The following is a 24872-nucleotide window of genomic DNA, read 5'->3' on the forward strand; positions in this document are numbered from 1 at the left end:
AATTAGTTTTCTCCACGTTCTCAGATAGTTCAATTTCAATCTTTTTGCTATTCTAAATTAATAATTTAACAGAGCAAACAAAAAAGCCCCTCCAATACGGAAGGGCTTTTAATTTTACTTTTGTTTTACCTGAACATATTTCGTGGCAGCTGTGATATAAAGACCTGATTTAAGCTTATACATTTTCGATCCGTTAACCGTCACAGTCTTATCAATTGTAAAAGCCTCTCCAGGCTTTACTTTTTTGTGTTTCGCTGACCAACTAGGCTTATCGTAGACCCACAGCCACCCGTCAGCATTCGGCTTCACTACGGCCATTTTAATGCCCTTTGGTGTCGTTTCTTTTTTAGGGCTTGTTTCAGATGACGATGATACCTTTTTTAAACCAACGGCCGCCGCGATTCCTTCTGCGTGTCCCTCGGCCAATAGATTCAGGAACGAATCTTGTTTTAGCAGCTCGGCATCTTTTTCCCGATCAATAAAAAGGTTCTCTGTCAGAATCGCTGGCATTTTTGTTTCTCTTAATACAGCAAAATCCTTAGATTTGGTTCCGCGGTCCCCTGCTTTACCTTTAATTTTTCTATAGATCACATCATGTACGATTTTTTGCTGCCTGCCTGTGCCGGATGATGCAGATAATTCGACGTAACGATACGTCTCAAAGCCTGTGCCACCAGATGCATTGATATGGATGGATGCAAAATAATCAGCGCCCCAATTATTTGCTAGTCTTGCTCTTTGAGACAGATCAATATAAACGTCAGTTGAACGCGAGAGTTTGACCGTTGCCCCATAAACCTTTTCAAGAATCGTCTTAGTTTTCTTTGCAATTGTTAGCACAAGGTCTTTTTCTTTCATCCCGTTTGCTACTGCTCCCGGATCGTGTCCGCCGTGTCCCGGATCAAGCATAATTTTCTTTGTCATATTCAATCTCTCCATTCATTTTTTTATATAGAAAAAAGCCGCCGGTTACTCAGTAGCTTTCTTTTCCTCTTCTTCTTTTTGGCTGTCATTTTCAATCACATGAAGCCTGTCAGTGATGGAAGCTGGAATTTTAACGCCGATCTGTGCAAGGTTCTCTACGATAGACAAACCCTCATTGGCGATATAAAAAAGCACTGTCCCGAAGGTCAGCACTCCATTTAAGCCCATGATCTGATCAATGATGTTAGCCACAATCACAACAACGAAGCTGAGCATTTTACGAACGTAACCGAACCATGCCGTACGGCTGCGTAGTTTGCCAACTTTCCACGCTTTGATGATACCCGTCAGAACGTCAATAACACTTAGCAGCAAGAGTAAATCCAGAAATTTCACTCCGCCAAATAGATATGTTCGTGCAAGATCCAAAGTTTCAAAGTTAATAAACACTATCGTTTCCTCCATTTCGTTAATCACCTCCTTTAAGAAGGCAAAATAAAAAGCACCTGTTAAGATGCTGTTGAACCTAAATCCACTGAGACAGCAGGCTTGTCGAACTTCAATCCTGTGATCTCTTCAAATTCTGTTTTAGTGATAACTTTCAACGAAACATATTCCCTCATAATTTCAGGCGTATACACGCCCCAATCCCAAAATACTTTAATGTCGGACGCCGTTGGATAAATCATGATACCCCGCCTCTCTGCAGCTGCGAAAGCTGCAATGTAAGTAGAGCGACTTGTTTTTTTAGCAGCGCTACATCATCTGGTGGCGGTGGATCAGGCTGCAAACTATCAATGTATTCTTGTGTTGCTGATTCAAACCACTCTTCTTTTTTGGGATCGTACTTTGCAATAAATAGCCCATCTGGCGGCTGTATATCTGTATAGCCTTTGGGGATTTCCTCTCCGTTTTCTACATCTACTTCGATGTCTTTGTCTGCTTGCCAAATGTAGTTTTCATCATATTTATACACCCAGATCATATTCGCACCTCCCACATTTACTTTGCTTTAAAACGGACCCCAAACGTAATAAATTCATTTGGGTTTACCGTATTAGAACAAGATTGAACACAAACTCGACCGTCAGTACCTATATAGGTTCGGTGATATTGTGGTACACCCGGTGTCCCCAAACTGGATGCTACACCAATAAAGTGAAATGACTGCAAGGGAAAGAATCCTTCAAGTAATGTAAACGCCTCGACATCATTACCAATCACACCGCCAGTAATAGACCCGATGATCTCCACCACTCCCGAAGCATCTTTTGAATAGCGTAACGTGTGCGGAAAGCCATCTGATGATACATATTGCTTCCATCCTTTGGACAATGAAGGTGTTTTCCAAGTGACTGCAGCATCTCCGTCTGTTATGAGACGTTTCCAACCTCGAAATCCTTGTGCATGGAACGTGCCAATCCAAGTCATATTATCAAATGATCTCGTGGCAATAATCCTTTTGTAATTAATTTCATTTTGGACATATGATGTTTCTAAAACTTCAATGTAATAGAAACTGGAATCATTCTCTACAGGCAGATTTAACAGATTTGCTCCCATATAAAAACCCGTTGGCAGTAAAAAAATATCAGTACCGTTTGGCAACCTTGCAACTTTACCGTCGTTAGGTGTAAGCCTGTGCAGCTGGCCGTTATTCCAGTTACTTTTTTCTGATTCTGTTACGTGAATCTTTTTGTTTTCAAGGTGCGGATCGACGTATTCTTTTGCCGCTTCCAGTGCCGCCGCTACTTTATCTTTTGCACCTGCAGGTGTTTCCGCGTGAGCATCCGTGTATTTTTTAGCTGCCGCAAGTGCAGCGTCCACTTTATCTTGTGCACCTTGTTTTGTTTCGATCTCATCCAAGTCCTTAAACTTGGTCCTCAGATCATCAATCGTTTGTATAGATTCTTCGTAAAGCTCATTTATCTTTGCTCTTAACGCCTCGAACTCGTCTACATAATACTCAGTGATCGGCACAATGTCTTGATCAATGAGTGACTTTGAAATGTTAAAAGAGAACTGATGCACAGACATAGATTGATCATTTGTATAATACAAATTCAGCTCAGCTTGTACTATACCGTAGTGCTTGATCTCTTTATCTGACAAAACGTACTCGGCGTGTCCATTCACTCTATCAACTATCGTTACGTCTCGAATGAATCGGCTGCCGTCGGCCATAACTAATACAAGTTTTCCAGTGACAGCTGCTAAAGGCAACGGCACTCCTTCTTTTGTGAGTTTGAAAATAAGCCTTGCCGTCTGATGATCCTGCGTCCAAAAATTTATGCTGGTTGATACGCTCGAACTGGTATATGCGTTCACTTCAAAATCAAGCGACCCATTCTTTCGAATCATTTTCTCTCACCTCACTCAAATTACATTTTCAATTGATTTAATAGGATCAACGCTGTTGTCTTTTAAAGAACCTTCTGCGCCAGCTCCTTTAAGTCGATTGCCGAAATGCTGAATGCGTGAGCATTTACTGGTTAAATACATCGCGTATCTGCATTTTTTTCCGCGCACTTTGTTGAATCTTGCTGCTGAATCTGTGACTCCATCCATGAAGATAATTCCGTAATACGGGTTTGATGAAGAAGTCCTTTTACCTGCATTCTGAATATCGCTGAAATCAACGTTTATGTCCTCTGAATCTCCTGAAACAGAAATCCCCGAATATCCAACTTCACGTAAAGTTGTGTTTGTGACATCAATGTTCTTGCACCCTAATTCTACGCGCACGCCGTTTCCTTCGATGTCTCGTCCGACGTTTAGATCAGCTTTGCCATTGCTGCAGCGTGTTAAGAGCACCCCATGATGCTTGATGTCTCTAAATTGATTGTGAGACACCAAAAAGCCATCCACATCCGATAAATGGATAGCATGCTTGACCTTTACGCCATTGATTTTGTTTCCTGAAACTTCAACGTCGTCAATTTTTTGAATCCCTTTACGGCCATATACCTGAATAGCATGACGCTCTTTGATATTGGTAAAAGTGTTATCTTTGACTGAAAGACGCTTTACCTTGTTGACCCTGTTCGTAGGATTGCCGTTTGCGTCTTGCGTGTAGACCGATTCTACTCTAGGAATCATTAGTCTTACACCGGATGCACAATCCTTAAATCTGTTTCGGCTTATTACAACATCTTCCCATTTGTTCCCTGAAATTGCGTACTCGGTCGTATCTTCAAAATCGTTGTTTTCGATACGAATATCAGAATACCAAAAGCCATCTGTGCTGGTGTGAGAATCTATCCCCCGTGCATATCCTTTTAAGCTTTCAGATCTGCTGAAATAGCAGTCTCGAATAGTGACATGCTTGCTGACGGTTTGGTCATAAGCACCAAAGGCGCCGAAGTTGCCCGCCGATCTCATTAAGTCCAGCTGAATCGCAGCAGAAAACCACCTGTCGCCTTTATAATCAGCGAAACCTTTAAACCAGACATTCTCTATTAATACGTGTTTATTACCTGCACAGTCAAAGGCATGACCGCCGCACACATCTTTGATCGTGATGTCCCGTATGATAATGCGCTCAGCATGTGCAAAACCTATGACTGAACATTGTTCTTTGATCTCTTCTCCTGCGCTATCAAACACCCCTTGTCCGTCAATCAGTATATTTCCGTGGCCGTCATATCCTTTGGTTTGGTCACCTTTGTCACCATTTACAAGCATTGATCCTACAAAGCCACGTTTAATAACGGCACCAGCTTGCAAGGTCAAGTGAGTGTTTTTGTAGATACGGGCTGTCTCCATTAATTTGTATTGTCCAGGAGGAACAACAATGTGCACAGGATATAATTTTGCAAGACTAAGGGCTGCCTTGAATCCTGTCGTAAAACTTCCGTACTTTTTGATAAATCTTTTTAGATTCAGGGAAACAGCAGAATCTTCTATTTCTTGCTCAAGAATTTGAAAGTCATAATCCAATCTGTCTTTTGCGGTGGGATGAATGGATGCATCCCTAGCAACACGAATATCTATGACTTCCTTTACGTCTTTTCCATCATGATTCAATACAAGGTTTGTCAATCTAGCCCACATGTTATCAATCCTATTTGCAACCGTGAATAGACCATGCATAATCTGACTCGACAAGTGAGCTTTTTTACTGTCCTTGTGAGACTGTAATTCAGTTGCGTTTTTATTAAGCTCATTCTCAACCGTTTGCATGTCGCCGCGCAATTGGGATTCGTAGACCGAGTTTCGGGTTGTGTCATAATCTTTTTTAAGCCGGACCAATATGTTCACTCCTTTCAATTCCAAAAGAAAAAACGCTTCTAATTGAGCGTTCTCATCAATTGATCAATATATCTTTTTTGCTGCTTAATCTGCCGCGCCTGACTTACTTGATAATCCTGAATGTCTTTCCTGAAGTTAGCGAAAGTCATTTTAGGGCTGTCATACGGGTTGAGGGGATTATAAGTGACAGACACTAACCTTACATCGTCCTCAAACGTGATCCCATTTGCTGTATCAGCAATGACATGGATCGTGTCACCTTTCCAAAAATCCTCTTCTATACCCTGCAATACTGGCTCATAGATATACTGATACTCAGCCTCAACTACCACGTCAGGATACGGGTTTACGTGCTTTTTCAAAGCAGATACCATGTTGCTTACTTTTTTTACTGTGTCGTCTCTTATCGGCTCACCCCAGCGCGGCTTACCCTCGATCAAAAATTTGTCCTCATCAGGATGGATGTATAGAATAGGCTCGAATTCGTATTCGGGCTCTTTCACCTTTTCATCTTCGTTCGACTTTGTATCGGTTGACTTTGTGTCACTTTTCTTAGCTTTCTTTTCTGCGCCGTAACCCCAGGCGCGCGTTGACGTGTTTTGGTCATTGATCTTCAACTTAAAGCCTGGCATATTGTATCGGCTGTCAAGTGTGAAGTCTACTACCTTACCCATTTTTAAATGTACATAGATGACGTAGTTATTTACATCAAGCTCTATTTCATAATCTTCAACAATCTGATCCATTAATTCAATGCGAAACTTTTCACCGAAGCCGTCCTGCTCTACCTCGTCAAACTCCGATAATTTTGCTTTTAGAACATATTGAAAAGGGGTACCGGCTAGGGCAATGTCTAAAGCTTCATTAATTTTCAGTTTCTTTGAAATCTTTTCTTCCACCCTGTCATTTACCAGCAAGACGGTATACACATGATTGGCCGTTATCTTTTTCTGTGACACGTTTTTTCTACTTTGATCAAGTTCAATATCCGTAATGTAATATTTTTGATGATTGTAATCTTTTTCATCCAAGTACAATATGTTCCCTGGAACAAGCAAATCAAATTCCGTTCCGTTATCCTCTGTTCGCATTAACGTAAAAGTGAAACTCTTTTTACCTGTTGTGTCGTCTTGCAGCTCCAACACAGCACCAACGATTTCCACAAGCTCTTTGCCGTCTTTGGTTGAGACGTGCAGCTGCCTGAAATCAATGTCAGTGGGCAACCCGCCATTTAATTCTACATCCTTGCCTTGGTATTCCTTGCTTGGATATGTCGGTTTAGTTGGTGTTTCTGGTTCTGGTTCATCCGGCACATCATCAAAGGTGTCATATTGTGTAAGTTTGTAAGTAAAGATGATGCTGTTTAATTTTGTTGCGTAGATTGGATCGGTTGCATATCCGGCTTTCACAAGTGCTGCTGTTGCCTTGGTGTAATCTTTTTCGCCTATTACAGCCTTATAAATGTTTGGATCCCAGCTTACCCCTTTTAGATAGAGCTTTGCTAAGTCTTGTACGGATTCGTACCATGAAGGGTACTTTCTGAAAGGGGCTTTAACTCTCGTTGCTTTACCCTTTTTATCATATTCAGTGGTCCACATGAGGACTGATTGACCGTTGAATGATCCTTTTATTCCGAATAGATTTTTACCCTTTTGAGCTAGGTCGCTTTTTCCCCATCCGCTTTCCAGGCAAGACTGCGCGATAATAAGAGAAGCTAAAATATTGTATTTCTTATAAATCCTCTGCGCGTCTTTTGCTATCTCTTTTATAAAATCTTTTGCAGCCATGACAACCCCCTTTTACGGAAAATAAAATCTTGTATCGAATACAATCTCAAAATCATTTGTATTCTGAATCTCAAACTCATTCATGCCTTTATCTAAAGACGGTAGCCTACCGGATGTTTTCAACCTTTTACTACCCACTACGGTATACTGTTTCAGGTTTCTGACCTGTTGTGACTTTTTCAATTCGGCTTCTATTTTCAATCTTTCATTGTTCGTGTGATTGATAATCGTTATGTTTTTTCCCTTTGCGTTTAGCAGCACGTTGTAATCATGCTGCAGTGGATTAATCGGTAAGCCAGGATTGAAAACACTAAACCGTTTTTTGTTTTTGAATCGGTACTGCAGATCGTCGCGCCTTTGAATTCCCATTCCTGAAAACCATCTTTCATTAGAAAAGTTCTGCGCGCTTAAAGACGTGCCCTTTGTCTCTGCCAGCCCTGTGATATTGTTAAAATCCAATTGGAAGGATACCTGGTTTTTTTGCTTGTCTTTGGGTATTTGAAACCCTCCGTCACACGTAACCGCAAAACGCCTCCCAGGAAGCAGATCACATGAGATGTAATACCAGAAGGGCTGAACAACGAGATCATAAAACTCATGCCTGTACTGATAAAAGTTTGCCGCTATTTTAGCATCAAGCAATATTTCAACCTTGATAGACCTTTCTTTGTACACTATGTCGCGCGGATGCTGCGTTGGTACAAGTCCGTTAAACCTGGTCAACTGTACAAGCTCCCTATCAGTGCTCGGCGCGTCAGGTGCAAAGCTAAGCAACTTAAAACAGGGCAGTAACCCTGACAAAGGTTGCTCCCCTAAACCATCTCTGAAATCAAAATACAGATCCATTTATCTTTTCAGCCCTCCTTTATAGGCATTCTGCTCATATTTTTGAGCGCTCTTTTTGTCTAGAATAGATGTGTCTCCTTGATTAAAAACGATGTCTGCTAAATGCTCACCGCCAATAATGACAGGCGCAGGATGGATTCTGATTGTTTGCCCTGTAGCACTTACGTTTTCATTGTTGGTCTGTAGATTATTTGATAGAAGGTTAATAAGAGCATCTAGCTTCTGATTTAGAATAGGCGTATCAATTTCGTTTTTCACAGTCAGTTCGGCGCGCATCGTATTTATTTCATCCGCGGCTCCCTGGATGTTAAACGCCATTCTATTAATTTCAGATTTAAAGGACGACATAGCACCTTGTGCCATTGCTGCAGTGCTCTTTTTCACTTCCGTCGCTTTTTCACCAAGACCAATGATGAAGCCGTCACCAAAGTTCACGCCTTCTGCGATGGTCCTTTTTGCAGGTGATTTTGATTGGATGGAATCTTTCAGCGAACGTATTGCAACTTTCCCGATGGCCCAAGCAGCTTTCCATATCGTGCCCCCTGTGCCTCCCATGCTGCGAATACCATTAGCAAAGCCTTTAGAAAAATCAGCACCCGTGCTAGTTGTCTTAACACTCGATAAGCCTTGTTTTCCTGATTTTGCGACGGTACTACCTGAATTACTTGCGTTTCCGGCTTGACTACGAATGCCCGACGCGAATTGATTCCCTGCTTTTTGTCCGCCTCCGCCATCGGTTGTTTTGGCAAGTTGGACTGTTGCTGACGCACTAACGGATGATGCTGCAGACGTATTGGCGCCCTTTGTGCTTGTTATTCCCGCACTATGACTTTTCCCTTTTGTCTCTCCTGCTTGAGTAGCTTGAGTGGTATTTTTGTTTAGGTTTGATAACGCTGTTTGGTTTACGCTGCTTGCTGCAGTGCTTGCGCTGCTTTTTGTTGAGCTTATACCCGCGCTAAATGATTGGCCTTTTTGTGAGCCGAATGTTTTAGCACCTGCATTGCCTTCGCTCAGCTTTTGTTTTAGTGCTTGCTGCAGAACTGTACCACTGTTAGATACGTTAACTTTTGTCGAACTAATACCATCGCTAAATGATTGACCTTTTTCACGTCCTGCAATTCTAGGGATGCCGTTTTCTTCTCGCAGTTTTTGATCCAGTGTTTGTTTAAGGATCGACCCACTTGCTAACGTGTTAGGCGTGGCAGCTGTTAAGCCGTCCGCAAATTCATCGCCCATTTTCTTTCCTGATTCACGGGCAGATGTTGCACGGTTGAATTCATTTTCAGCATTTATGATTGCTTCGTTTGCTTTGCTCGCCGATTCTTCTGCAGAAAAGCCTAGACCCTCGTTAAACTCAATGAGAGCTTGTTTCGTTTTTTCTAAGGCTTCTTCTTTGCTTTCTCCAAGTTTTTGTAAGAAAGCAACCTGTTTTTCGGCCCAGCGTGCTTGGTATTTTGCATCGCTCTCTTCCATTTCAATGAAAATCCCCATTGAATTACTGGAATACTCTTTTTGTTTTTCCAGGGCTTTTCCCGTTTCCAAGTCCAGCAACTTACCATCTTGCGACATCTGATCAAACAAAGCTTTCGAACTGTTTTTGTAAGCCTCTAGGTTTTCAGCAAGAGCCTTTTGATAATCAGCATTACTTTTAGCTTTTAGTGCTTTGTGCTGCGCTGCTGATATCGCTTCTTTTGCAAGGGCCTCGTCTAAAACTTTATTTCTGTAGTCGCGATCTTCTTTAGCCGCCTTCTGTCCCTCTTTATAAATGCCGCTGATTTGATCGTTGTAGCTTTTGGCATTTTTGAAAGAGAGTTTATTTTGACTTTCAGAAACCCTCTGCTGCATAGCAATAGCGTCTTTTTGATTGGCAGCAAATTTACTCGTCGACTGCTGGAAAAATGAAATGATATCTTCAAAAGCTTTCTTTTGTGACGCATTCATTTTAGAGGTGATTAAACCCGTTTCATCTTTCAGCTGTTCTAATTTACGCATCTTCTCGCGGACTTTTTGAACGTCTTTGTCAATGTCTCCAACTAATTGATCAGACCAATCTTCTCCGATTTTCTTCGTCTCTTTCTCCTGGTCTTCAAATAATCCTTTGAGAACTGCAATTGCATCAGTCTTAAATCCTTCTAACTCCTTAATAAGAGATGTGGACATTTTTTGATAAGTAGACAATAGATTGCTTGCCATCTTCTCGGCTTCTTTTCCTGAAACCTGTGTCAATTGGAACAATTGCGACGTAGCTTTTTCGCGTAGGTTCACATATGAACCGGCCGCCTTTTGTGTCGCTTTAGAAACGCCCTCACCATATAGAAGAGCCGATTCTTTTGCTTCTTCTTGGCGTTTCTTTTGATTTTTCAGCTGCTCATTGTAAGCATACGTCGCAACGGCAATGCCTCCTAGTAAAGCCGTTCCACCAACTATGGCAAGCCCCACCGGACCCGTAAATGCTAAGAGCGCACCGATACCCATCGTCAGCGTTGCAACTGCTGTTGTGGCGCCTAAAACACCCGTAGCAAACAACGCAGTTTTAGCAACCGTTTGAGCTGTGGCAGAATCCATTTTGTTAAACATGGAAACGATGTCTGCTCCTTTTTCAGCTAGGTTACCAAGCGCAGGAAGTAGACTTTCAGTAAGCTTAATCTTTGCCCCTTCAACTGCAGACTGGAAAGCAATGATACTGCCCCGCGCATTATCAAGCATTGTGTCAGCCATTTTTTTAGCTGCACCGTCTGATTCTTTTAGCGCCTTCGTATTATCCTTCAATGCCTTGCTGCCTTTTTGTAAGAGAACGGCCCAATGTTTATATGATTCAGCTCCGACAATGGTTTTTAAGGTTGCGGCTTGCTGCTCCTTCGTCATGCCCTTCATACCCTTTTCCATCTCGGCAACAACTTCCGGCATACTCTTCATGTCTCCCGCTGCATCAAAGAAAGCAAACCCTAACTTATCAATTACCTTCTGCGCCTTTCTAGCTGGTGTTGCCAGCCTGATCAAAGACGTACCAAAGGCTTGTCCTGCGATTGAACCTTGCAGACCTGCGTCACCAAACGCCATGACTGCGGCCGCTGATTCTTCTAATCCCCAACCTAGTGAATTAGCGTTAGGCGCAAGGAACTTCATGGCCTCTCCCATCTGCTCCACGTTCGTGTTAGCGTTTGCCGCACCGTATGCAATTACGTCCGATGCGTGCCCCGCTTCCGATGCTTTCATGGCAAAAGCTTGCATCATATTAGATGAAATATCGGCGGCAGCAGCTAAATCTAGTTGACCTGCAGCTGCTAAATTCAGCATACCTGGCATAGCTGCATAAATATCATTCGCTTTAAATCCGGCCATCGCCAGGAAGCTTTGTGCATCTGCGGCTTGGCTGGCGGTGAAAACAGTTGTTGCTCCCAGCTCTTTTGCCTGGTTTTTCAGCTTTTCGACTTCTGCAGCTGTTCCCCCTGAAATAGCTTTAACTTTGCTCATCTGTGTTTCGAATGACATACCAACTTCTACGGCGTCTTTCAGTGGGAGGACCAAGCCAGCAAAAGCAACACCTGTAGTCATCGCTACTGAAGCACCCTTGCTTCTCATTGTGTTGCCAACTGTATTCATTCTTTGGCCCATCTTATACATAGAGGATGAAGTACGTTTTATTTCAGCTTCCATTTTCTTAATTTTATTCGTTGTCTCAGTCAACGCATTTTGCGTTTTGTTCATTTCAGCTGTTGCATAGTTCAGCCGACGGGCAAGATTTTGTGTCTCTCGCGCGTCCTTTCCCTTCTTGATGGCTGAATCCGCATAAGCTCTTTCAAGTGCTTTGACCTTCATTTTATGCTGATCTAATTGCTGTGAAAGGGTTCTGACTTTTGTTTGTGACGTTTTCAGTTCATTACCCCACACACCGACGGCAGTCCGATTCTTTTCAAATTCAGACTTTATGTTCTTCATTTGAACGGCAATTGCTTTCATTTCCCCGTTAAATTGGGACGAATTAGAATACAGCTTTACTTTAATGTCTTTGCTCAATCCCTCACCACCTTTTTACAGTCCAGGTATCTGATCAATGTACAAAGGCTCATCCGATGCTACAGCGTTCTTATTTGGCTTTTCCTTGCTCGCTTCTTTGCGCCGCGCGAGTCGCTTCAAGTGATACACAATATCCATTTCATCTATTTGGTTCTGTGAAAAGCCAATGTCCTCTAATGCGTTATACATATCAAGGACAGCATCGGACAAACTTACTCCCCCGGCTCTGCTTCCTCTGCGGTTTCTGGATTCAGGATCTTGCTCGCTTCAACGATATTTCCGATGACATAGTTTGCAGTTGCGTAGATTGTTCTATATAAAAGTCTTGAATCAATGCCTTTTTCAAATTCTTCTGCAGTGAATTTGTTTCCGAACACTTCACAGATAAACTCTGATTGTTTACTTGTATAAATCCTTTCAGGATCATTCGATTCAAGGTCTTCTGTTATTTCTGCCGCAGTCCTAAATAAAACACCCGTGATAAAGTTAGGTGTGGAAAATTTCTTTTTCTTACCGTTTAAATGCAAGGTGATTGTCAATGCTTCCATGCTATTGCCTCCCGATTACAAAATAAAAAAGAGCGTTATTAAACGCCCTTTCCGATGTCTACTGAACTTGTGGAATCCTCTGTATCTTTTCCCTTTGCAAACGACGCCCCGTCGTATACAACTTGTTTAAACCATTCATCCGGGTCAAAGCCTTCATCGAATTCAGCTTGTGCCTTCCAACGGTTTTTCCCCTTCTTATTTTGTAAAGTCATAAAGCCTGCCTTGAATTTTGCGGTTTCAGGATCTGCTTTCCCCTCTGTGGTTTTATTTTCGTTAGCCATCAGTTCAGGAAGTCCCTTTAAGAACCAGTAAAACCTATGGCCGCCTGTGGATGTTTTCGCCCTAAAGCCGAAAGCCAAGAAAATAGCCTTGTCATCAGAACTGGCAAAAGAAATCCCATTCTCGACCTTGTGTCCGAAAATCTTGTTTTGCACCTCAATAGGTAAATCCGCTAGTTCTGCTTCAAGGTCAATGTCACCCATGTTGTTAAATGAATCGAACACGCCGTTATCAGCCCAAAACTTAGACTGTTCTGATTTTGGATCGACTTTGACGTTTACAGCTCCTGGCAGTCTTTCAGGCTTTGCATATTCAAGTCCTTTGTCATCATCCTGAATAAGCTCGGCAAAATGGAACATGTCTAGTCCATAGATTGTTTTCCCCATCTGTTTTCCTCCTAGAAAAATGTTTTGACGTACCTCATGCCTCTGTGAAAGATTTTTGTATCTGTTTCGTAAAGATCGACTGAATCATATCTTCCGTAACCTAAATCTTTCATAAGACGATCTATTTGTTTCGCTATTTCTGTTTCGTTTTTCCGTGTGTCTGCTTTTGAAAATATGCTTAACTGGAATCGAACCTCACTTGCTGCGGAATGGTTGTCTCTGTATTCCTGGTCCCTATTTGTAATCTCTGAAAACACAACCCTGGGGAATGCGGCCACATCATCGGCCACAAGATTATGGAAACCACCCGTGACAAGCTGCTTTAATTCATTGTTTTTTATTAACGCTGCACTCAATTCTTTCTTTGCATCAAGACTCATTTAATAGGCGCTGTGATAATTCTTTCCATGATCTTCACAGCTGGTCCCTCCCCTTCGATTCCGCCTTTCTCGATGAACGGATGCGGTGGCATTTTAGACGTGCCCCACTCTAAAAATCGCCCTCTGTAAGCGACTTTTCTATTCGGTCCAACCGAAACAAACAGCTCACCGTCTTTTGATTCTCTTGCCGCAGAAACGGTAATGTTTTCAACCATGTGAGGCTGATTTTTTGAACTCTTATTCACGTTACGTTTTTGGTGTTCTGCTATTACCTCTCCGCCAGCTTTAAGAGCAACCTTTTCAGCTTTTTCAACGTCATCACCGATTTTATTAAAAAATCTTGTTAAATCTTCGAATCCTTCAATATCCATATCAGCCATTTATGCCGACCTCATTACATGTGACTTCAAGCTGCTTCTTTTTATTATCAACGTCGTTAAAATCCATTACTTCGAAAGTGCGGTATATTGGCTCTCCTGCGTCATCGGTTCCCCTTTGATGAAGGATTCGCATGTCTTGCTTAACGTCTTCCCGATATCTTATTGTAATTTTCTTCGGTGACTTGACCCCTAAAGCTCCGGCCACAAGCGTGTCAGATTTTGAGCCGGAAAATCCTTCAATTGAACCCCATGTCTCAAAAACATTCTCATAAGATTCATTCCATTTCATCTCGTCGTCCTGCTCCCTTTTCTTAACTTGAAAAGTTAATCGACGATTCAACTCGCTTATCTTCTTCATCCTCTTTTGCCTCCACATAGCGAAGTTGGGTTAGTTGGTCCCGAATAGTAAAAGGGATGGATGAGCCGGAAACGCCTGACTCATACACCCCTCGATTTTCGTACCAATGAGCAACAAGCATGCCTGTTACAAGCGCATACTGCTCGTTACCTTCTACATACCGCCCTATTCCATTTTTGATATATCCCTTTGCTGCATTGATTAAGGATTTAAGCAAGGCGTCATCTTGATCGGTATCAATTTTTAAATATTCATCTTTCAGCATTTTTAAATCCATAGAAGACCGCCTACTTATTCTGTATTTTCTTTACCCTCTAGTTTGTCGACTCGCGACTCTAAATCAGTGATCATTTTTTGCACTTCTGAATTGATATTGTCCCATTTAACGCTTCCTTTACCGATTGTCCGTGAGTTCACAGATCCATCGCCTAAATGATCGTTCTTAATGGCTCCCGTTTCAATTACTGCAGGATCTCCCTTGTCGCCTTTTGGACCTTGAGGGCCAGTATCACCTTTAGGCCCTTGTTCTCCTTGCATCCCTTGAATGAAAAGAGGATTTTCTTTGCTGTTTCCCTTTACGTAAACAGCCGTGATAGGTTTTCCGTCAGCGTCCGCCTCTGCAGATGTTAATACTCCATTACTTTCATTCAGAAAATCTTTTGCCATGTTAGATCAATTCCTTTCCAATGTTTATTCTTTACTCAGTTTGCTTTTCAGCTCTTTTATTTCGTCTTCCATTCCCTTGAGTCTAGTTTCAATAGACGAATTAAGATGCTCCGGCATGACGCTTCCCGTCCCGATGTTTACTGACCGGACAGCTTTTTCAGCAAGCATTTCATGTGTCACGCTTCCTGGTGCAGCTGATCCGCCGCCTCCTACACTCACTTCCTCGCCGTCTTTGACGATTTTTCCGCCTGCAAATTCTAAAACACCACCAATGACAGTTCGATCCCCGCCGTCAGTGGTGTAATTTTTTGTCACTCGCATGACTTATTCACCTCTTTTTTATTTACTCGCTGATTGACAACTGGCCGTATACTACCGCTTCTTTGTCCCAAGCCACAACGTCTTCACGTTCAATCGCTCGTACTTTCGTTGTGTTAGTCTCAAACGATCCTGCAGCAAGATTCGTATAGGCGATAGATTGTTGCTGACGATCAAATAAGACAACTGCCTCTTTTAAATCCCCAACGATTACAGGTGCTTTCCCTGCTTTTGTTTTCAAGACTTTGTTTGAGATTACCACCACGCGGCGACCAAACAGCATTTTGTTAGTCGGTTCAGAAGGAATATCTTTAAGTAGATATTTGCCATCCGCGTCTTTCAATTGATCAAGGTAGTTAAACCCGTCTTGATTTGTCATGATAATTGCGCTGGATGTAATGGCAGTATCAAGAGTAACGTTTAATGTCTTTTTAATATCGTCCAGGCCTTTAAATTCAACCTTTTTCAATCCATCAAGGATAGCCAGGATAAGAGCGTTTCTTGTTGCGACTGATTTTTTGACAAACCATTTCGCCACATGTGTCATGATGGCTTGATCTGTATCCTGCAGCAATGTATTTGAGAGAGGTAAAAGCCCTGAATAATCAGCGATTGTGTATGATAGATTAGTAAACTTAGGATGATCTGTTTCCGGAATTTCTCCCATTTCTTCGATTTTTTGAAATGGTATAATGTCTCCATTTTTTTCAAGCAAACGGCTACCTGAACGAGTTCCTACAGGCTCCACTGTTACGTATTGTTCAAGTTGATGTTCTTGCTCCCGCTTTAACTCTTTAATGGTTCTTGAAATATCTTCAGGGATCAGGATCCCGCCATCTTCTTGGTTTATACCCGACATTGCTCTGAACTCGGGGTTTTCTAATAATTCACGTTCTTCGTGTGTTAAATATTTACCGCGAAGAGACTTCAAGAACACCTTAGTGAATTTCTTTTGACGTTCTTCTTTATCTTCCTCGGCGCCTTTCCGTCCCTCCGGGTTACGTTCTAGCTCCGGCACAAAATTTTCACCGCCAGGTAAATCCGGCACGTTCAGTGATCGTCCTTCTACCATCAATTCAATTTGATTCTTAAGCTCTTTCACTTCATCGAGAAGCTGACGTGCTTCTTCTGATTTTCCTTCCGCTAGTGCTTTATTAGCATCTTCTTTCTTTTGTGTAAACTGCTGACGTAATTCAATTTCTTTTTTAGACATTTTTATTTTTCCTCCTTATTGAACGAAAAAAAGCCTTATTCGGGAAGATCAAGGCTTAAAAGTTCCAATTCAATTTTTAGAATTTCATCTGTTGGTGCGCTTCGTTGTTCTTTCATTTCTTCTACTTTCTCTAAGCTGCGGGCTCCTACCACAGCTTCGGTATCTCTGTACGCAGGTGTCGTTACAAGAGATATGTCATAAAGGCGGTGTATCCTGTTTATTCTTCGTTCGTATATGTCTTCGTTTTGGTTTATTCTCCATTCGTCGGGTTCGTCTCCGTTGTAATCCAAAGAAAAGGCAAATGAACAGTGATTAATAAGACCGCTGCGTATATTCTCACAGAGATCACGTGCGTACGACGTATCAGTAGGCTTAAATCTAAATTTAAGACCTATACCATCTATTTCTAATTCAAGCCGTCCTGAATCACCTGAGACGGTATTTCGCGCTAGTGGAAAGTCTTCTCGATGATTGAACAGTGCAACTACGTTTGATAGATCGGTAGATTCTAAAGCATCCCTGCTTATGATCTCCTTGAACCATCCCAAACGCTCGGACCACTTTTCAAACTTCAGGGCATATCCCTCTATAAATTCGGCTTGTCCTTCTCCCCCGGAACGGATCTCAATTGGCGTCGTGAGCAGCCGCACTTCTTTTTCTTTACTCATTCTTGTTGTCACCTCCCTTCATGGTTGAACCTGCTTTAAGTCGCTGGTACTCTTCCATAAAGTCAAGGAACACATAATTCAAACTGGAAAGATATTTCTCGCCATGCTCGATAGGGTTTCTCTCTATCAAGTCGCGAATCTCATTTTTATTTAAAAGACCCGCTTCGCTCATGGTCTTAAAATACTCTGCTTGAGTTTTACTGTCGCCGCGCAGCTCACTATCAACATTGAATTTTACATAATGGCCCGCTTTTTGATCATTGTCAGTAAACAGCTTAATATTTAATTCTTGTTCAAAATTCACGATCCACGGTTGCAGTGTATTTTTTACGTATTCCAAGGATTGATGCTCAATGTTTGAAAATGTGGCTTTATCAAGTTCATTGAGTTTATGCAAAGGAACTTTGTAAATCATGGCAATTTGAGCTTTATTGAATTTCATAGATTCTACAAACTGCGCTTCTTGCAACGGCATGGCAATAGATTGATATTCTAGTCCATTGTCAATAATGGCTATGTTTTCACCTTGGTTTACCCGCAGCCATTCTTTACGGACGTTCTCTTTTGGTTTTTCATCCAAGAAAGAAGGTACTTTTAGAATACCTCGCGGCGTGGCTTCGTTCTTATATAGTTTTGCGTTATATTTTGTGGCAGCTGCTTGAGCGCCTATATGCTCTCTCACTACCCCAATAGGTGACTTACCGTGAATGCCATCCGTTGATAAACCTTTAAAATGCAGCACTTGGTGTTCATATAGTTCCATCGTTCTTCCGTTAACGTTGGTTTGGTACCATAGCCTCCCTGAGTCGGGATGGATGTATGCTTTTGTTGCATCCGGCCGCAACGGGTAAAGATTTTCAGGGAACCCATGTGCCCCAAATTCAATCATCGAATAGGCATTTCCCCATGTGAGGACATGGGTCATCATGAGTTTCTTCCACACATATGCAGTCATATATGGGTTAGGCCTTGCGTAGATCGCATAGGCAGATGGATGATTAGGGTTTCTGTTGACTCCTTGACTCTCTTTTTTAAATGTGTGTATCGGCAGCTTTGCGATGTCATCAGACAATACATTTACACAGGCAAAAATGTCCGGCTGCTCAAATGAATTACTTTCACTGACTCTTTCACCACTTGCCGTTTCTCTACCTCCAAACAGATTGATCAACTGGCTGAAACCGTCTAACGTTTTTGAGCCGGATCGTTTTTCAAAAAACTTGTCTATAAACATTTATTTTCACCTCTCTTTCTGCCGCGCATGACTTGACAGCAGGTATGCATAAAACATAAAAAATACACCCGTCAGAAATAGACCGATGTTTGTATTTACCCGATACGCTGCCAGCAGAATAAAGATGCACCCTCCAATAAACAGCAAGTCGTTTAATATTGATTTCAGTAGTACAATAAATTTTTTCACTCTCTCACTTCCTAAAAACTGAAATTTCCTGAAAAATGTTTGTTTAAGTCAACATTTGCCCCCATATCGTGATACATGGCCCTGGCAAAAGCGTTCATTATCGCTGCAGCTGGATCTATTCTCTGTGGTGATTTCGCTTTGTCTAACATAATATTTTCTTGTGCGTCTTGTTTGATGATTGCGTTATTATACGCAAAAGTTAGAAGTGGATCGTTCCCATGAATAAGCTTACCCTCGTATACCTTTTGTCTGTAGTTCTTTGTTGGTAAAGAAAGATGTTGAATCCTTTGCGGCATCTCAATCATATTAAATCCCTTGCTTTCAAGCCTTTGTGCAAGGTGCAACGCATTATATTTATCGTAAGCAGCTTCAATCACTCTCAATTTGTTGACGTGAGCAAATTCAATAATCCACCTTTCGACAAATTGATAATCAACCGCCTCCCCTGGTGTAAATGTCATCCAACCTTGATCACGCCATAAATCATAAGGCACTTTATCAGTGGCCATTTTCTCTTTTGCCTTTTCCTCTGGAATGAAGGAATGCTGGCCGACATAATAAAAGCTATCAAGAACGCCAACCCACCCGACAGAAGTCAAATCCGTTGTCATAGATAAATCTATACCAAGATAGATCGCCATTTCTTTTAGATCAGGTATTTCACCATGACAGGCCCGCCATTTAGACATTTTCATGTAGCCGTTGTCCTTTTGATCGACCCATATGTCCATGTTTTTTGTGAGGAAACTTCTCATCTTTTCAGGCACGTCTAATGCAACTTTTATCGCTGACCGTAGTGATTCCATTCCCTCTGGATAAGTTGCTACAATCGGATTTGCCTTGATCCAGTTCGACTCATCCTTTACGTCGTCTTCGGGATCAAGCTCACAGATCATAACAAAATAGTCATCGTTTTCAATTTCAATGTCGGGATCAAGAATTTTGGAAACATATTGATACTCTTTGAAACACGGCCCGTTTAAGTTGAAACCTGCTGTAGTAATGATAACCATCAAAGGGCTTCGACGTGCGACCATTCCACTGTCAATAACATCATAAATTTCACTTGTTTCATGTGCTTGGTATTCGTCGACTATTCCAAGAGAAGGGTTTTTTCCGTCTCCTACCTTTCGGGCTTCACGGGATAACGGTTTGATGATTGAATTTGTTGCGTATTTTGTGACTTGCCCGTTAGCGTCTGTGTATTTCCCTTCTAAAATAGGTGCGTGCTTTAGTTGTTCAATGATTGCTTGATAGACTTCATCTGACTGCTCTCTTGACCAACCAGCAATAAACACGCGGTGTTTTTCTCTAGTAGGAAAGATTTCATATGAAGCCATGATAGCCAGCAACTGTGATTTCGCGTTTTTTCTCGCTAACTGGATGTATGCTTTTCTAAAACGCCTGGCACCATTCACTTTTTTGTAAAAGCCGTAGATATTAGCAGCGATGAATAATTGGAAGTCTGTAAGTTCAATTGGCTTACCTGCTAATATCCCTTCGACATGATTAAATTGCTTGGCCCATTCATAGAAATCAAGAACTGCTTCCGCGTCAAAATAATACGGGCAATCTTCATCTGCTAGCCGCTCTACGTCTTTGATGAACCTCTGAACAGCCCATTTGTGCTTCTTTCCTGCTTTTATTTCCCCCGCTTGGATTTTTTCGCAATATGACCATACGTGCTCAATTAAAAGCTCCGCGGTCATTTCTTGCGTTAGCATTACATGCGACCTCCAAAGCGTTCTTCTTCTTTTGTCTTAGGCTTGTCTTCTTTCTTTGGGATAACGAGTTTACAGCGTGAGGAAATGGTTAAGCCTAAATCACTTGATGCTTGTCTGCATTGTTTAAATAATTTGTCTTGATTTATAAGAAGATCACTATAGGCAGGATTCGCAATTTCAAACTTTTCTCCCTCTGAATTTTCAGCAAGGGTTGTGATCGGTGTCTCTAATAAGATTTCTGTTATTTCTAAGTATTGTTTTCGAGCAAACAAAAAACGGGCAAGCGCATCTACATCTAAATTTGTCATAATTCCGATGTTTTTGAGCTCATCCGCTATCTTTTTGAATTCTCTTTTTAAGTCTTTTGGTAAATAAGAAGGAGCTTTCACTTTGCCATCTGGTGCCTTTATTTCTTGCTCTCTTCTTTCTTTAATCTCTTTCTTGGTAAGGTTTTTCTTACCCTTTACCAACAATAAATCTACAGGTTGTCTAGGCCTCGCCATCCTCTCACCTCCTTTCAAAATTTCATTTAGGGAATTTCTCGTGATGTTGAGGGAGACGCGGTCTACGGCAAATCGTTTCTAGGGATTTAACCCTGGGGGGCCTCCACTTCGATGCGAAGCTGATTCATATCAATTTGTAAGTTTTCTTGAAGTGTTGCTATTTTCATCTTGTGCATTTCGATAGCCTTTTCAGCCTTCGTGTTCCGAAGGACAACGAATAGCTTTCTAATTTTGCTTTGCTGTTGTCTGATATACGCATTCGTATAATAGGATGTGTACTCAGTCTTGCACCTCGGACAAACTAGAAGATGTTGTTTGATCCCTTCGCCAATCTTTCTAATCCTAGAACAACTTTTAATAATGAATGTTGTGCCACATTGATCACACACGCATGTTTGATTATCCATTCCCAAACCCTCCATCTTCTTTGGCGGTCTTTCTACTGTGACAGGACGCACACAATGGCTGCCAATTAGAAGAATCCCAGAATAATTTTTTATCTCCCTTATGAGGTTTGATGTGGTCCACTACTGTAGCAGCAAGGCGTTTGCCTTGTAACATGCATGACTGACACAAAGGATATTTTGCTAAATAACCTTCACGGGCTTTACGCCATCGGCTATTATATCCGCGACGTGCTGATGATTCACGGCGCAGATCGTATGAAGGCTTCGATATCTTATGCTGCTTGCAATATGATTCGCGCGTTAGCTGAGGACATCCGAGCTCATTGCATGGCTTTAATGGCTTTTTCATTTAATATGATTCCCCCCCAAAAAATAAAAAGCACCCCGAAGGATGCTAGTTCGATATATACACTTTTTAAGCCCGGTGACATTCACAAAATTCTTTATGCAATTAAACAATATGTTTTTCTTTAACATTTTTATGATCTTAGTCGATATTATTTTGAGTCAAGACTAGAAATTTTAAGAACAGATGAATAACTCTAATAATAGATAAGATAGCCACTATGAAAATAAATATCCAAGTATAACCGAAAAGGTCCCTTACAATTCCTATTGAAATATTAGTAATGAAAAGACCTACAATTGATAAAATTGATATTATAAACAAACCTATGATCGCTTTAATAATATACAATAGTAATTTTTGGTAAGCCCCTAACCTTTTTAAGTTCTTTACCAATTCATTATTAGATAGAGAAGGCAAAAGAGTAATGGCCGCTGCTAGAAAACCAACTGCTATTGAACCAAGGCTTATTGAAGAAGACATTATTTCTTTATAACTTTCTATTTCTAATAAATTAAACTTAGAAATAAAAGCTAGTATTACACCAAGAAAACCACCTATTAGCGGATAAGCTTTTTCTAGCATTATTTGCATTATTTCACCCTCTTAATTTTTCTCTTCTCTATTCAAATACATCCTATTTAAATCAATTTCATGTGCTTTATATGCAACTGGTAATGCTCCCAGAATCTTAGTAACAGTTAATCTTTCTTCTTTTTTCAATTTGAATATTTCAACATGAGTAACCTTATGTTTCACTAGGTGAATAGTTTCCATATTTTCGTCAACTTGACCTCGAACATCTAATTTTGAAATGTTTTCAGGAAATTTAAGAAGAGACTTAATTTTTTTCTTTGCCATTTCTAACGAGAGCTGTTTACCTCTATCTGATCCAATTACTACACTCATAGAATTTCCTAATAAATTCTTCGCAACCTCTAAGTCACCATTGACTCCACGATTACTATTTTCTGCAAACTTTAAATTTGTTGGATTTGATATTGTATAATGAACCTTTTTAACTAAATCCATTTTTTCTAATTTAACAAGTATATCTGGATCTATTATAATTTCGAGTTTAACCTCTTCATTATTTGTTAATTTATGAAGGAATGTAAGAAAAGATTTGTAAGTCAACCCCTTCCAGTTTCTTTGAAGTACAATAACTTCATTTTTCGGATTATACATGAACGCTGTATCAAACAACGGACCTTGAGTAGGTGTCGTTGCTATAGTTGTTCTTTTTGCTTGAAGATCTCCAATATTCGCCTCGTCTTGAACATTTATTTTTTCGACGTTGCAAATATAAAAACCTTCATTTGTTTTCTCTATATCCCATATTCTCGCGACAAAATCGAATAATGAGATATTATTAATTTCTTCATTATTGCGTAATTTTATTTCATTTTCCAACGCATTCAATAATGCATTTTGATCAGACTGACACTTAAATGTGTAAAAATCATAGGTTACTTTTTTTGTTGGCAAAATAAAACACTCCTTTCAGATAAAATATCGTCTGAAGAAGTTGAACTCTTTATAAAACGCAGAATTTGTCGAACGAAAAAGCGACCTCCACAATGGAAGCCGCTCTCAATTTATCACCTAATACCATCATAACCACTCTCAGACAAAACGCTTTGCCAAGATTGTGCCAAAAGTGTGCCTTTTTTATTTCAACTTACAAAATTATGCCGGATTTTGTTCTTACAAATGGTCTTGTGTCTTCAACATTCATTAACTTTTCTAAATCAATATAGTCTTCGTTTTCTTCAGTACTTATATATACACCTCTTGTATATAATATATAGTTCTTAATAGTTGAAATTTCCATATTAGAGAATTTTCTATATATTTCTTCGAAAAATTCGCTACTTTTTATTTTTGACTGATTTTGATATTTACTTCTAACCCATTGTTTAAAATCAATAAGAATTTGCCTTTGCGATCTATATTCAATTTTTTCATTTGGAGCAATTTTTTGTACTTTTGATTCTAAATCTGAAGTTTTCCTATTAAGTTTATTTAACAATTCTTGCAATTCTTCTTTACTTATTGATTGCTCTTCCTTTTTAAATAATTCGAGTATTAATTCCTCTGTGCCATTTCTATAATCAGATACTGATTTCAACAGTTCTTTTCTAAAATCAGCTAATTCATTTAATGTTTCTATTGACTTCTGTACAGTTTCTTGAGAAATCGTTTGTGATTCAGCTAATTTTTCAGCAGTTTCTTTGATATCAATAATTGACTGCCTTTGACCAGCGACATCTACTAAAGTCATAAATATCGCAATCACTGCTAGAATTATAGAAATTCCAGTAGCCATTACATTCACTTGGTTGCCAGCATCCTGGCTACCACCAAAAGCAAATACTAATATAAATGAAATGATTAATAATGCAATGATACAAACGTATACAAAATGAGAAACACCTATTTGTTTATCTTTCACCATAAATCTCCAATCTGTTCTTAAGAACATTATAAATTAGCCTAAACATTTATCCACACAGTCCACCAGTTAACTTAATTATGTATCTCTCATCATTCTCAACATGCTTATGTGGTTATTCTATTTTTTGATTCTTTCATTAATTCAGAATTAACTTGCTGTTTTACTTCATCATAGTGCTCTATGCACTCTTCCAATAAAACCAAGATCGCATATAACTTGCTAACTAAATTCTTATGTCTTTTATAAGAAAAATACCAAAAAATAATTAAAAACAAAAAAGGCACAAAAGAAATTGATAAAGCATATCGAATTACAGGTGTAAAATCACTTAGAGAATTGAACAACTCGTCAAAATTAATCTCTTTAACATCTTTACTGTCTAAATATTTACCAAAGATACTACTCATAAATGACATTAAGCTTGATACCATTGCCATTCCTGCTGACATCATAACAGTAATCATAACAAGTATTATTGAAAAAGGTTGACTGAATAAAGTTTGAGTATCTTTCTCTATACTTATTGAAGCTTCAATTCTTTTTAACAACCTGTTTAACTGATCTTTATCATGCTCTAAGATAATTGTTTTTTGTAACTCAACATCGTCGTTGAAAGTAGTGTTGTAAATCTTACCATAGCGGCGTTCTAAATAACTTTTAACATATTTAGCTTCTCCAAGTTTCCTAGTCATATATAATCACCCCAGATTATATATCGACGTGCCATTTGAATAATTTTATTCTTCGCAAAATTTGTCGAACGAAAACATCCTTTACAAATAGGACAAACTCGTAAGACAAAAATTCACCCTTAGCTTCATTAATTATTTTTTATTCAAACCAATGATTAGAATACACCGGATTAACCAGCTAATTGAATTATCGTTATATCTTCTATTCAACAATAAAAAGTAAATGCAAAATCAATAATTGGAAATTTATGATGAGCATAAAAAAAAATAATTATCCTAAAATATAAAGGAATTTACA

At 40.1% G+C, this 24872-nt stretch carries 29 protein-coding genes; all 29 read right to left on the bottom strand.

Annotated elements, in window-relative coordinates:
* Positions 1–114 precede the first annotated feature (114 nt).
* Complete coding sequence (locus tag JVX94_RS05560) at positions 115–924, bottom strand: N-acetylmuramoyl-L-alanine amidase (RefSeq protein WP_205184821.1); 810 nt, start codon at positions 922–924, stop codon at positions 115–117.
* A 45-nt stretch (positions 925–969) separates the two neighbouring features.
* Positions 970–1389 carry a phage holin family protein gene (locus tag JVX94_RS05565; protein WP_205184830.1) on the bottom strand — a complete coding sequence of 140 codons (420 nt, stop codon included), beginning with the start codon at positions 1387–1389 and terminating at the stop codon, positions 970–972.
* 44 nt (positions 1390–1433) lie between these two features.
* Complete coding sequence (locus tag JVX94_RS05570; protein ID WP_144459770.1) at positions 1434–1613, bottom strand: XkdX family protein; 180 nt, start codon at positions 1611–1613, stop codon at positions 1434–1436.
* Positions 1610–1909, bottom strand: a complete 300-nt coding sequence (locus JVX94_RS05575; protein ID WP_144494822.1) for a hypothetical protein — start codon at positions 1907–1909, stop codon at positions 1610–1612. The genes JVX94_RS05570 and JVX94_RS05575 overlap by 4 nt, the downstream gene beginning before the upstream one ends.
* Before the next feature lie 17 nt (positions 1910–1926).
* Positions 1927–3285, bottom strand: coding sequence for a BppU family phage baseplate upper protein (locus JVX94_RS05580; RefSeq protein WP_205184832.1), 1359 nt, complete (start codon positions 3283–3285; stop codon positions 1927–1929).
* A 15-nt stretch (positions 3286–3300) separates the two neighbouring features.
* Positions 3301–5175, bottom strand: a complete 1875-nt coding sequence (locus JVX94_RS05585; protein ID WP_144494826.1) for a right-handed parallel beta-helix repeat-containing protein — start codon at positions 5173–5175, stop codon at positions 3301–3303.
* Positions 5176–5213: 38 nt separating this feature from the next.
* Complete coding sequence (locus JVX94_RS05590; protein WP_205184834.1) at positions 5214–6962, bottom strand: glucosaminidase domain-containing protein; 1749 nt, start codon at positions 6960–6962, stop codon at positions 5214–5216.
* 12 nt (positions 6963–6974) lie between these two features.
* Positions 6975–7808, bottom strand: a complete 834-nt coding sequence (locus JVX94_RS05595) for a phage tail domain-containing protein (protein WP_205184836.1) — start codon at positions 7806–7808, stop codon at positions 6975–6977.
* A complete protein-coding gene (locus JVX94_RS05600; RefSeq protein WP_205184838.1) occupies positions 7809–11825 on the bottom strand; it encodes a phage tail tape measure protein in 4017 nt (1338 codons plus the stop codon).
* A 15-nt stretch (positions 11826–11840) separates the two neighbouring features.
* Entirely contained in the window at positions 11841–12035 is a 195-nt protein-coding gene (locus tag JVX94_RS05605) for a hypothetical protein (RefSeq protein ID WP_205185582.1), read from the bottom strand.
* A gap of 2 nt (positions 12036–12037) precedes the next feature.
* Positions 12038–12373: a phage tail assembly chaperone G gene (gene gpG, locus JVX94_RS05610; protein ID WP_059375584.1), complete on the bottom strand. Its 336-nt coding sequence runs from the start codon at positions 12371–12373 to the stop codon at positions 12038–12040.
* A gap of 38 nt (positions 12374–12411) precedes the next feature.
* Positions 12412–13038, bottom strand: coding sequence for a major tail protein (locus tag JVX94_RS05615; RefSeq protein WP_205184840.1), 627 nt, complete (start codon positions 13036–13038; stop codon positions 12412–12414).
* A gap of 11 nt (positions 13039–13049) precedes the next feature.
* Positions 13050–13418 carry a tail completion protein gp17 gene (gp17, locus tag JVX94_RS05620; protein WP_205184842.1) on the bottom strand — a complete coding sequence of 123 codons (369 nt, stop codon included), beginning with the start codon at positions 13416–13418 and terminating at the stop codon, positions 13050–13052.
* A complete protein-coding gene (locus JVX94_RS05625; RefSeq protein ID WP_205184844.1) occupies positions 13415–13798 on the bottom strand; it encodes an HK97-gp10 family putative phage morphogenesis protein in 384 nt (127 codons plus the stop codon). The genes gp17 and JVX94_RS05625 overlap by 4 nt, the downstream gene beginning before the upstream one ends.
* Complete coding sequence (locus JVX94_RS05630) at positions 13791–14156, bottom strand: phage head closure protein (protein ID WP_205184846.1); 366 nt, start codon at positions 14154–14156, stop codon at positions 13791–13793. The genes JVX94_RS05625 and JVX94_RS05630 overlap by 8 nt, the downstream gene beginning before the upstream one ends.
* The gene (locus tag JVX94_RS05635) at positions 14110–14433 is read right to left on the bottom strand and encodes a head-tail connector protein (RefSeq protein WP_205184848.1); all 324 of its coding nucleotides are present in this window, start codon (positions 14431–14433) and stop codon (positions 14110–14112) included. Before JVX94_RS05635 ends, JVX94_RS05630 begins: the two co-directional genes overlap by 47 nt.
* 14 nt (positions 14434–14447) lie before the next feature.
* Complete coding sequence (locus tag JVX94_RS05640) at positions 14448–14822, bottom strand: collagen-like protein (protein WP_205184851.1); 375 nt, start codon at positions 14820–14822, stop codon at positions 14448–14450.
* A gap of 24 nt (positions 14823–14846) precedes the next feature.
* A complete protein-coding gene (locus tag JVX94_RS05645) occupies positions 14847–15143 on the bottom strand; it encodes a hypothetical protein (protein WP_205184854.1) in 297 nt (98 codons plus the stop codon).
* 22 nt (positions 15144–15165) lie between these two features.
* Positions 15166–16353 (bottom strand): phage major capsid protein, encoded by a 1188-nt coding sequence (locus JVX94_RS05650; RefSeq protein WP_205184856.1) that lies wholly within the window; start codon positions 16351–16353, stop codon positions 15166–15168.
* A 35-nt stretch (positions 16354–16388) separates the two neighbouring features.
* Complete coding sequence (locus tag JVX94_RS05655) at positions 16389–17021, bottom strand: HK97 family phage prohead protease (RefSeq protein WP_205184859.1); 633 nt, start codon at positions 17019–17021, stop codon at positions 16389–16391.
* Complete coding sequence (locus JVX94_RS05660; RefSeq protein WP_205184862.1) at positions 17014–18255, bottom strand: phage portal protein; 1242 nt, start codon at positions 18253–18255, stop codon at positions 17014–17016. The genes JVX94_RS05655 and JVX94_RS05660 overlap by 8 nt, the downstream gene beginning before the upstream one ends.
* 6 nt (positions 18256–18261) lie before the next feature.
* Entirely contained in the window at positions 18262–18444 is a 183-nt protein-coding gene (locus tag JVX94_RS19550) for a hypothetical protein (RefSeq protein ID WP_240193805.1), read from the bottom strand.
* An 11-nt stretch (positions 18445–18455) separates the two neighbouring features.
* Positions 18456–20168, bottom strand: a complete 1713-nt coding sequence (locus JVX94_RS05665) for a terminase large subunit (protein WP_205184865.1) — start codon at positions 20166–20168, stop codon at positions 18456–18458.
* Positions 20168–20671, bottom strand: coding sequence for a phage terminase small subunit P27 family (locus JVX94_RS05670; RefSeq protein WP_205184868.1), 504 nt, complete (start codon positions 20669–20671; stop codon positions 20168–20170). The genes JVX94_RS05665 and JVX94_RS05670 overlap by 1 nt, the downstream gene beginning before the upstream one ends.
* Positions 20672–21070: 399 nt before the next feature.
* Positions 21071–21427, bottom strand: coding sequence for an HNH endonuclease (locus JVX94_RS05675; protein ID WP_205184871.1), 357 nt, complete (start codon positions 21425–21427; stop codon positions 21071–21073).
* 138 nt (positions 21428–21565) lie between these two features.
* On the bottom strand, positions 21566–22018 hold the full coding sequence (locus tag JVX94_RS05680; protein WP_025094071.1) for a hypothetical protein: 453 nt from the start codon (positions 22016–22018) through the stop codon (positions 21566–21568).
* A 12-nt stretch (positions 22019–22030) separates the two neighbouring features.
* On the bottom strand, positions 22031–22912 hold the full coding sequence (locus JVX94_RS05685) for a DUF6731 family protein (RefSeq protein ID WP_205184873.1): 882 nt from the start codon (positions 22910–22912) through the stop codon (positions 22031–22033).
* Positions 22913–23105: 193 nt separating this feature from the next.
* Positions 23106–23879: a TraB/GumN family protein gene (locus JVX94_RS05690; protein WP_205184876.1), complete on the bottom strand. Its 774-nt coding sequence runs from the start codon at positions 23877–23879 to the stop codon at positions 23106–23108.
* Between the two features lie 107 nt (positions 23880–23986).
* Entirely contained in the window at positions 23987–24574 is a 588-nt protein-coding gene (locus tag JVX94_RS05695; protein WP_205184879.1) for a hypothetical protein, read from the bottom strand.
* Positions 24575–24872 lie beyond the last annotated feature (298 nt).

The sequence above is a fragment of the Bacillus sp. PDNC022 genome (genome assembly GCF_016919285.1).
Taxonomy (GTDB): domain Bacteria; phylum Bacillota; class Bacilli; order Bacillales; family Bacillaceae; genus Bacillus; species Bacillus safensis.

Bases quoted from the DNA above. Each gene is read 5' to 3' on its own strand.
- gpG (WP_059375584.1), bottom strand. From the start codon at position 12,373: ATGGAAGCATTGACAATCACCTTGCATTTAAACGGTAAGAAAAAGAAA.
- JVX94_RS05695 (WP_205184879.1), bottom strand. From the start codon at position 24,574: ATGACTAGGAAACTTGGAGAAGCTAAATATGTTAAAAGTTATTTAGAA.
- JVX94_RS05565 (WP_205184830.1), bottom strand. From the start codon at position 1,389: ATGGAGGAAACGATAGTGTTTATTAACTTTGAAACTTTGGATCTTGCA.
- JVX94_RS05665 (WP_205184865.1), bottom strand. From the start codon at position 20,168: ATGCTAACGCAAGAAATGACCGCGGAGCTTTTAATTGAGCACGTATGG.
- JVX94_RS05655 (WP_205184859.1), bottom strand. From the start codon at position 17,021: ATGAGTAAAGAAAAAGAAGTGCGGCTGCTCACGACGCCAATTGAGATC.
- JVX94_RS05650 (WP_205184856.1), bottom strand. From the start codon at position 16,353: ATGTCTAAAAAAGAAATTGAATTACGTCAGCAGTTTACACAAAAGAAA.
- JVX94_RS05575 (WP_144494822.1), bottom strand. From the start codon at position 1,909: ATGATCTGGGTGTATAAATATGATGAAAACTACATTTGGCAAGCAGAC.
- JVX94_RS05670 (WP_205184868.1), bottom strand. From the start codon at position 20,671: ATGGCGAGGCCTAGACAACCTGTAGATTTATTGTTGGTAAAGGGTAAG.
- gp17 (WP_205184842.1), bottom strand. From the start codon at position 13,418: ATGAGTCTTGATGCAAAGAAAGAATTGAGTGCAGCGTTAATAAAAAAC.
- JVX94_RS05675 (WP_205184871.1), bottom strand. From the start codon at position 21,427: ATGAAAAAGCCATTAAAGCCATGCAATGAGCTCGGATGTCCTCAGCTA.
- JVX94_RS05580 (WP_205184832.1), bottom strand. From the start codon at position 3,285: ATGATTCGAAAGAATGGGTCGCTTGATTTTGAAGTGAACGCATATACC.
- JVX94_RS05660 (WP_205184862.1), bottom strand. From the start codon at position 18,255: ATGTTTATAGACAAGTTTTTTGAAAAACGATCCGGCTCAAAAACGTTA.
- JVX94_RS05640 (WP_205184851.1), bottom strand. From the start codon at position 14,822: ATGGCAAAAGATTTTCTGAATGAAAGTAATGGAGTATTAACATCTGCA.
- JVX94_RS05680 (WP_025094071.1), bottom strand. From the start codon at position 22,018: ATGCAAATAATGCTAGAAAAAGCTTATCCGCTAATAGGTGGTTTTCTT.
- JVX94_RS05635 (WP_205184848.1), bottom strand. From the start codon at position 14,433: ATGGATTTAAAAATGCTGAAAGATGAATATTTAAAAATTGATACCGAT.
- JVX94_RS05595 (WP_205184836.1), bottom strand. From the start codon at position 7,808: ATGGATCTGTATTTTGATTTCAGAGATGGTTTAGGGGAGCAACCTTTG.
- JVX94_RS05560 (WP_205184821.1), bottom strand. From the start codon at position 924: ATGACAAAGAAAATTATGCTTGATCCGGGACACGGCGGACACGATCCG.
- JVX94_RS05625 (WP_205184844.1), bottom strand. From the start codon at position 13,798: ATGGCTGATATGGATATTGAAGGATTCGAAGATTTAACAAGATTTTTT.
- JVX94_RS05590 (WP_205184834.1), bottom strand. From the start codon at position 6,962: ATGGCTGCAAAAGATTTTATAAAAGAGATAGCAAAAGACGCGCAGAGG.
- JVX94_RS05570 (WP_144459770.1), bottom strand. From the start codon at position 1,613: ATGATTTATCCAACGGCGTCCGACATTAAAGTATTTTGGGATTGGGGC.
- JVX94_RS05645 (WP_205184854.1), bottom strand. From the start codon at position 15,143: ATGCGAGTGACAAAAAATTACACCACTGACGGCGGGGATCGAACTGTC.
- JVX94_RS05615 (WP_205184840.1), bottom strand. From the start codon at position 13,038: ATGGGGAAAACAATCTATGGACTAGACATGTTCCATTTTGCCGAGCTT.
- JVX94_RS05630 (WP_205184846.1), bottom strand. From the start codon at position 14,156: ATGAAGAAGATAAGCGAGTTGAATCGTCGATTAACTTTTCAAGTTAAG.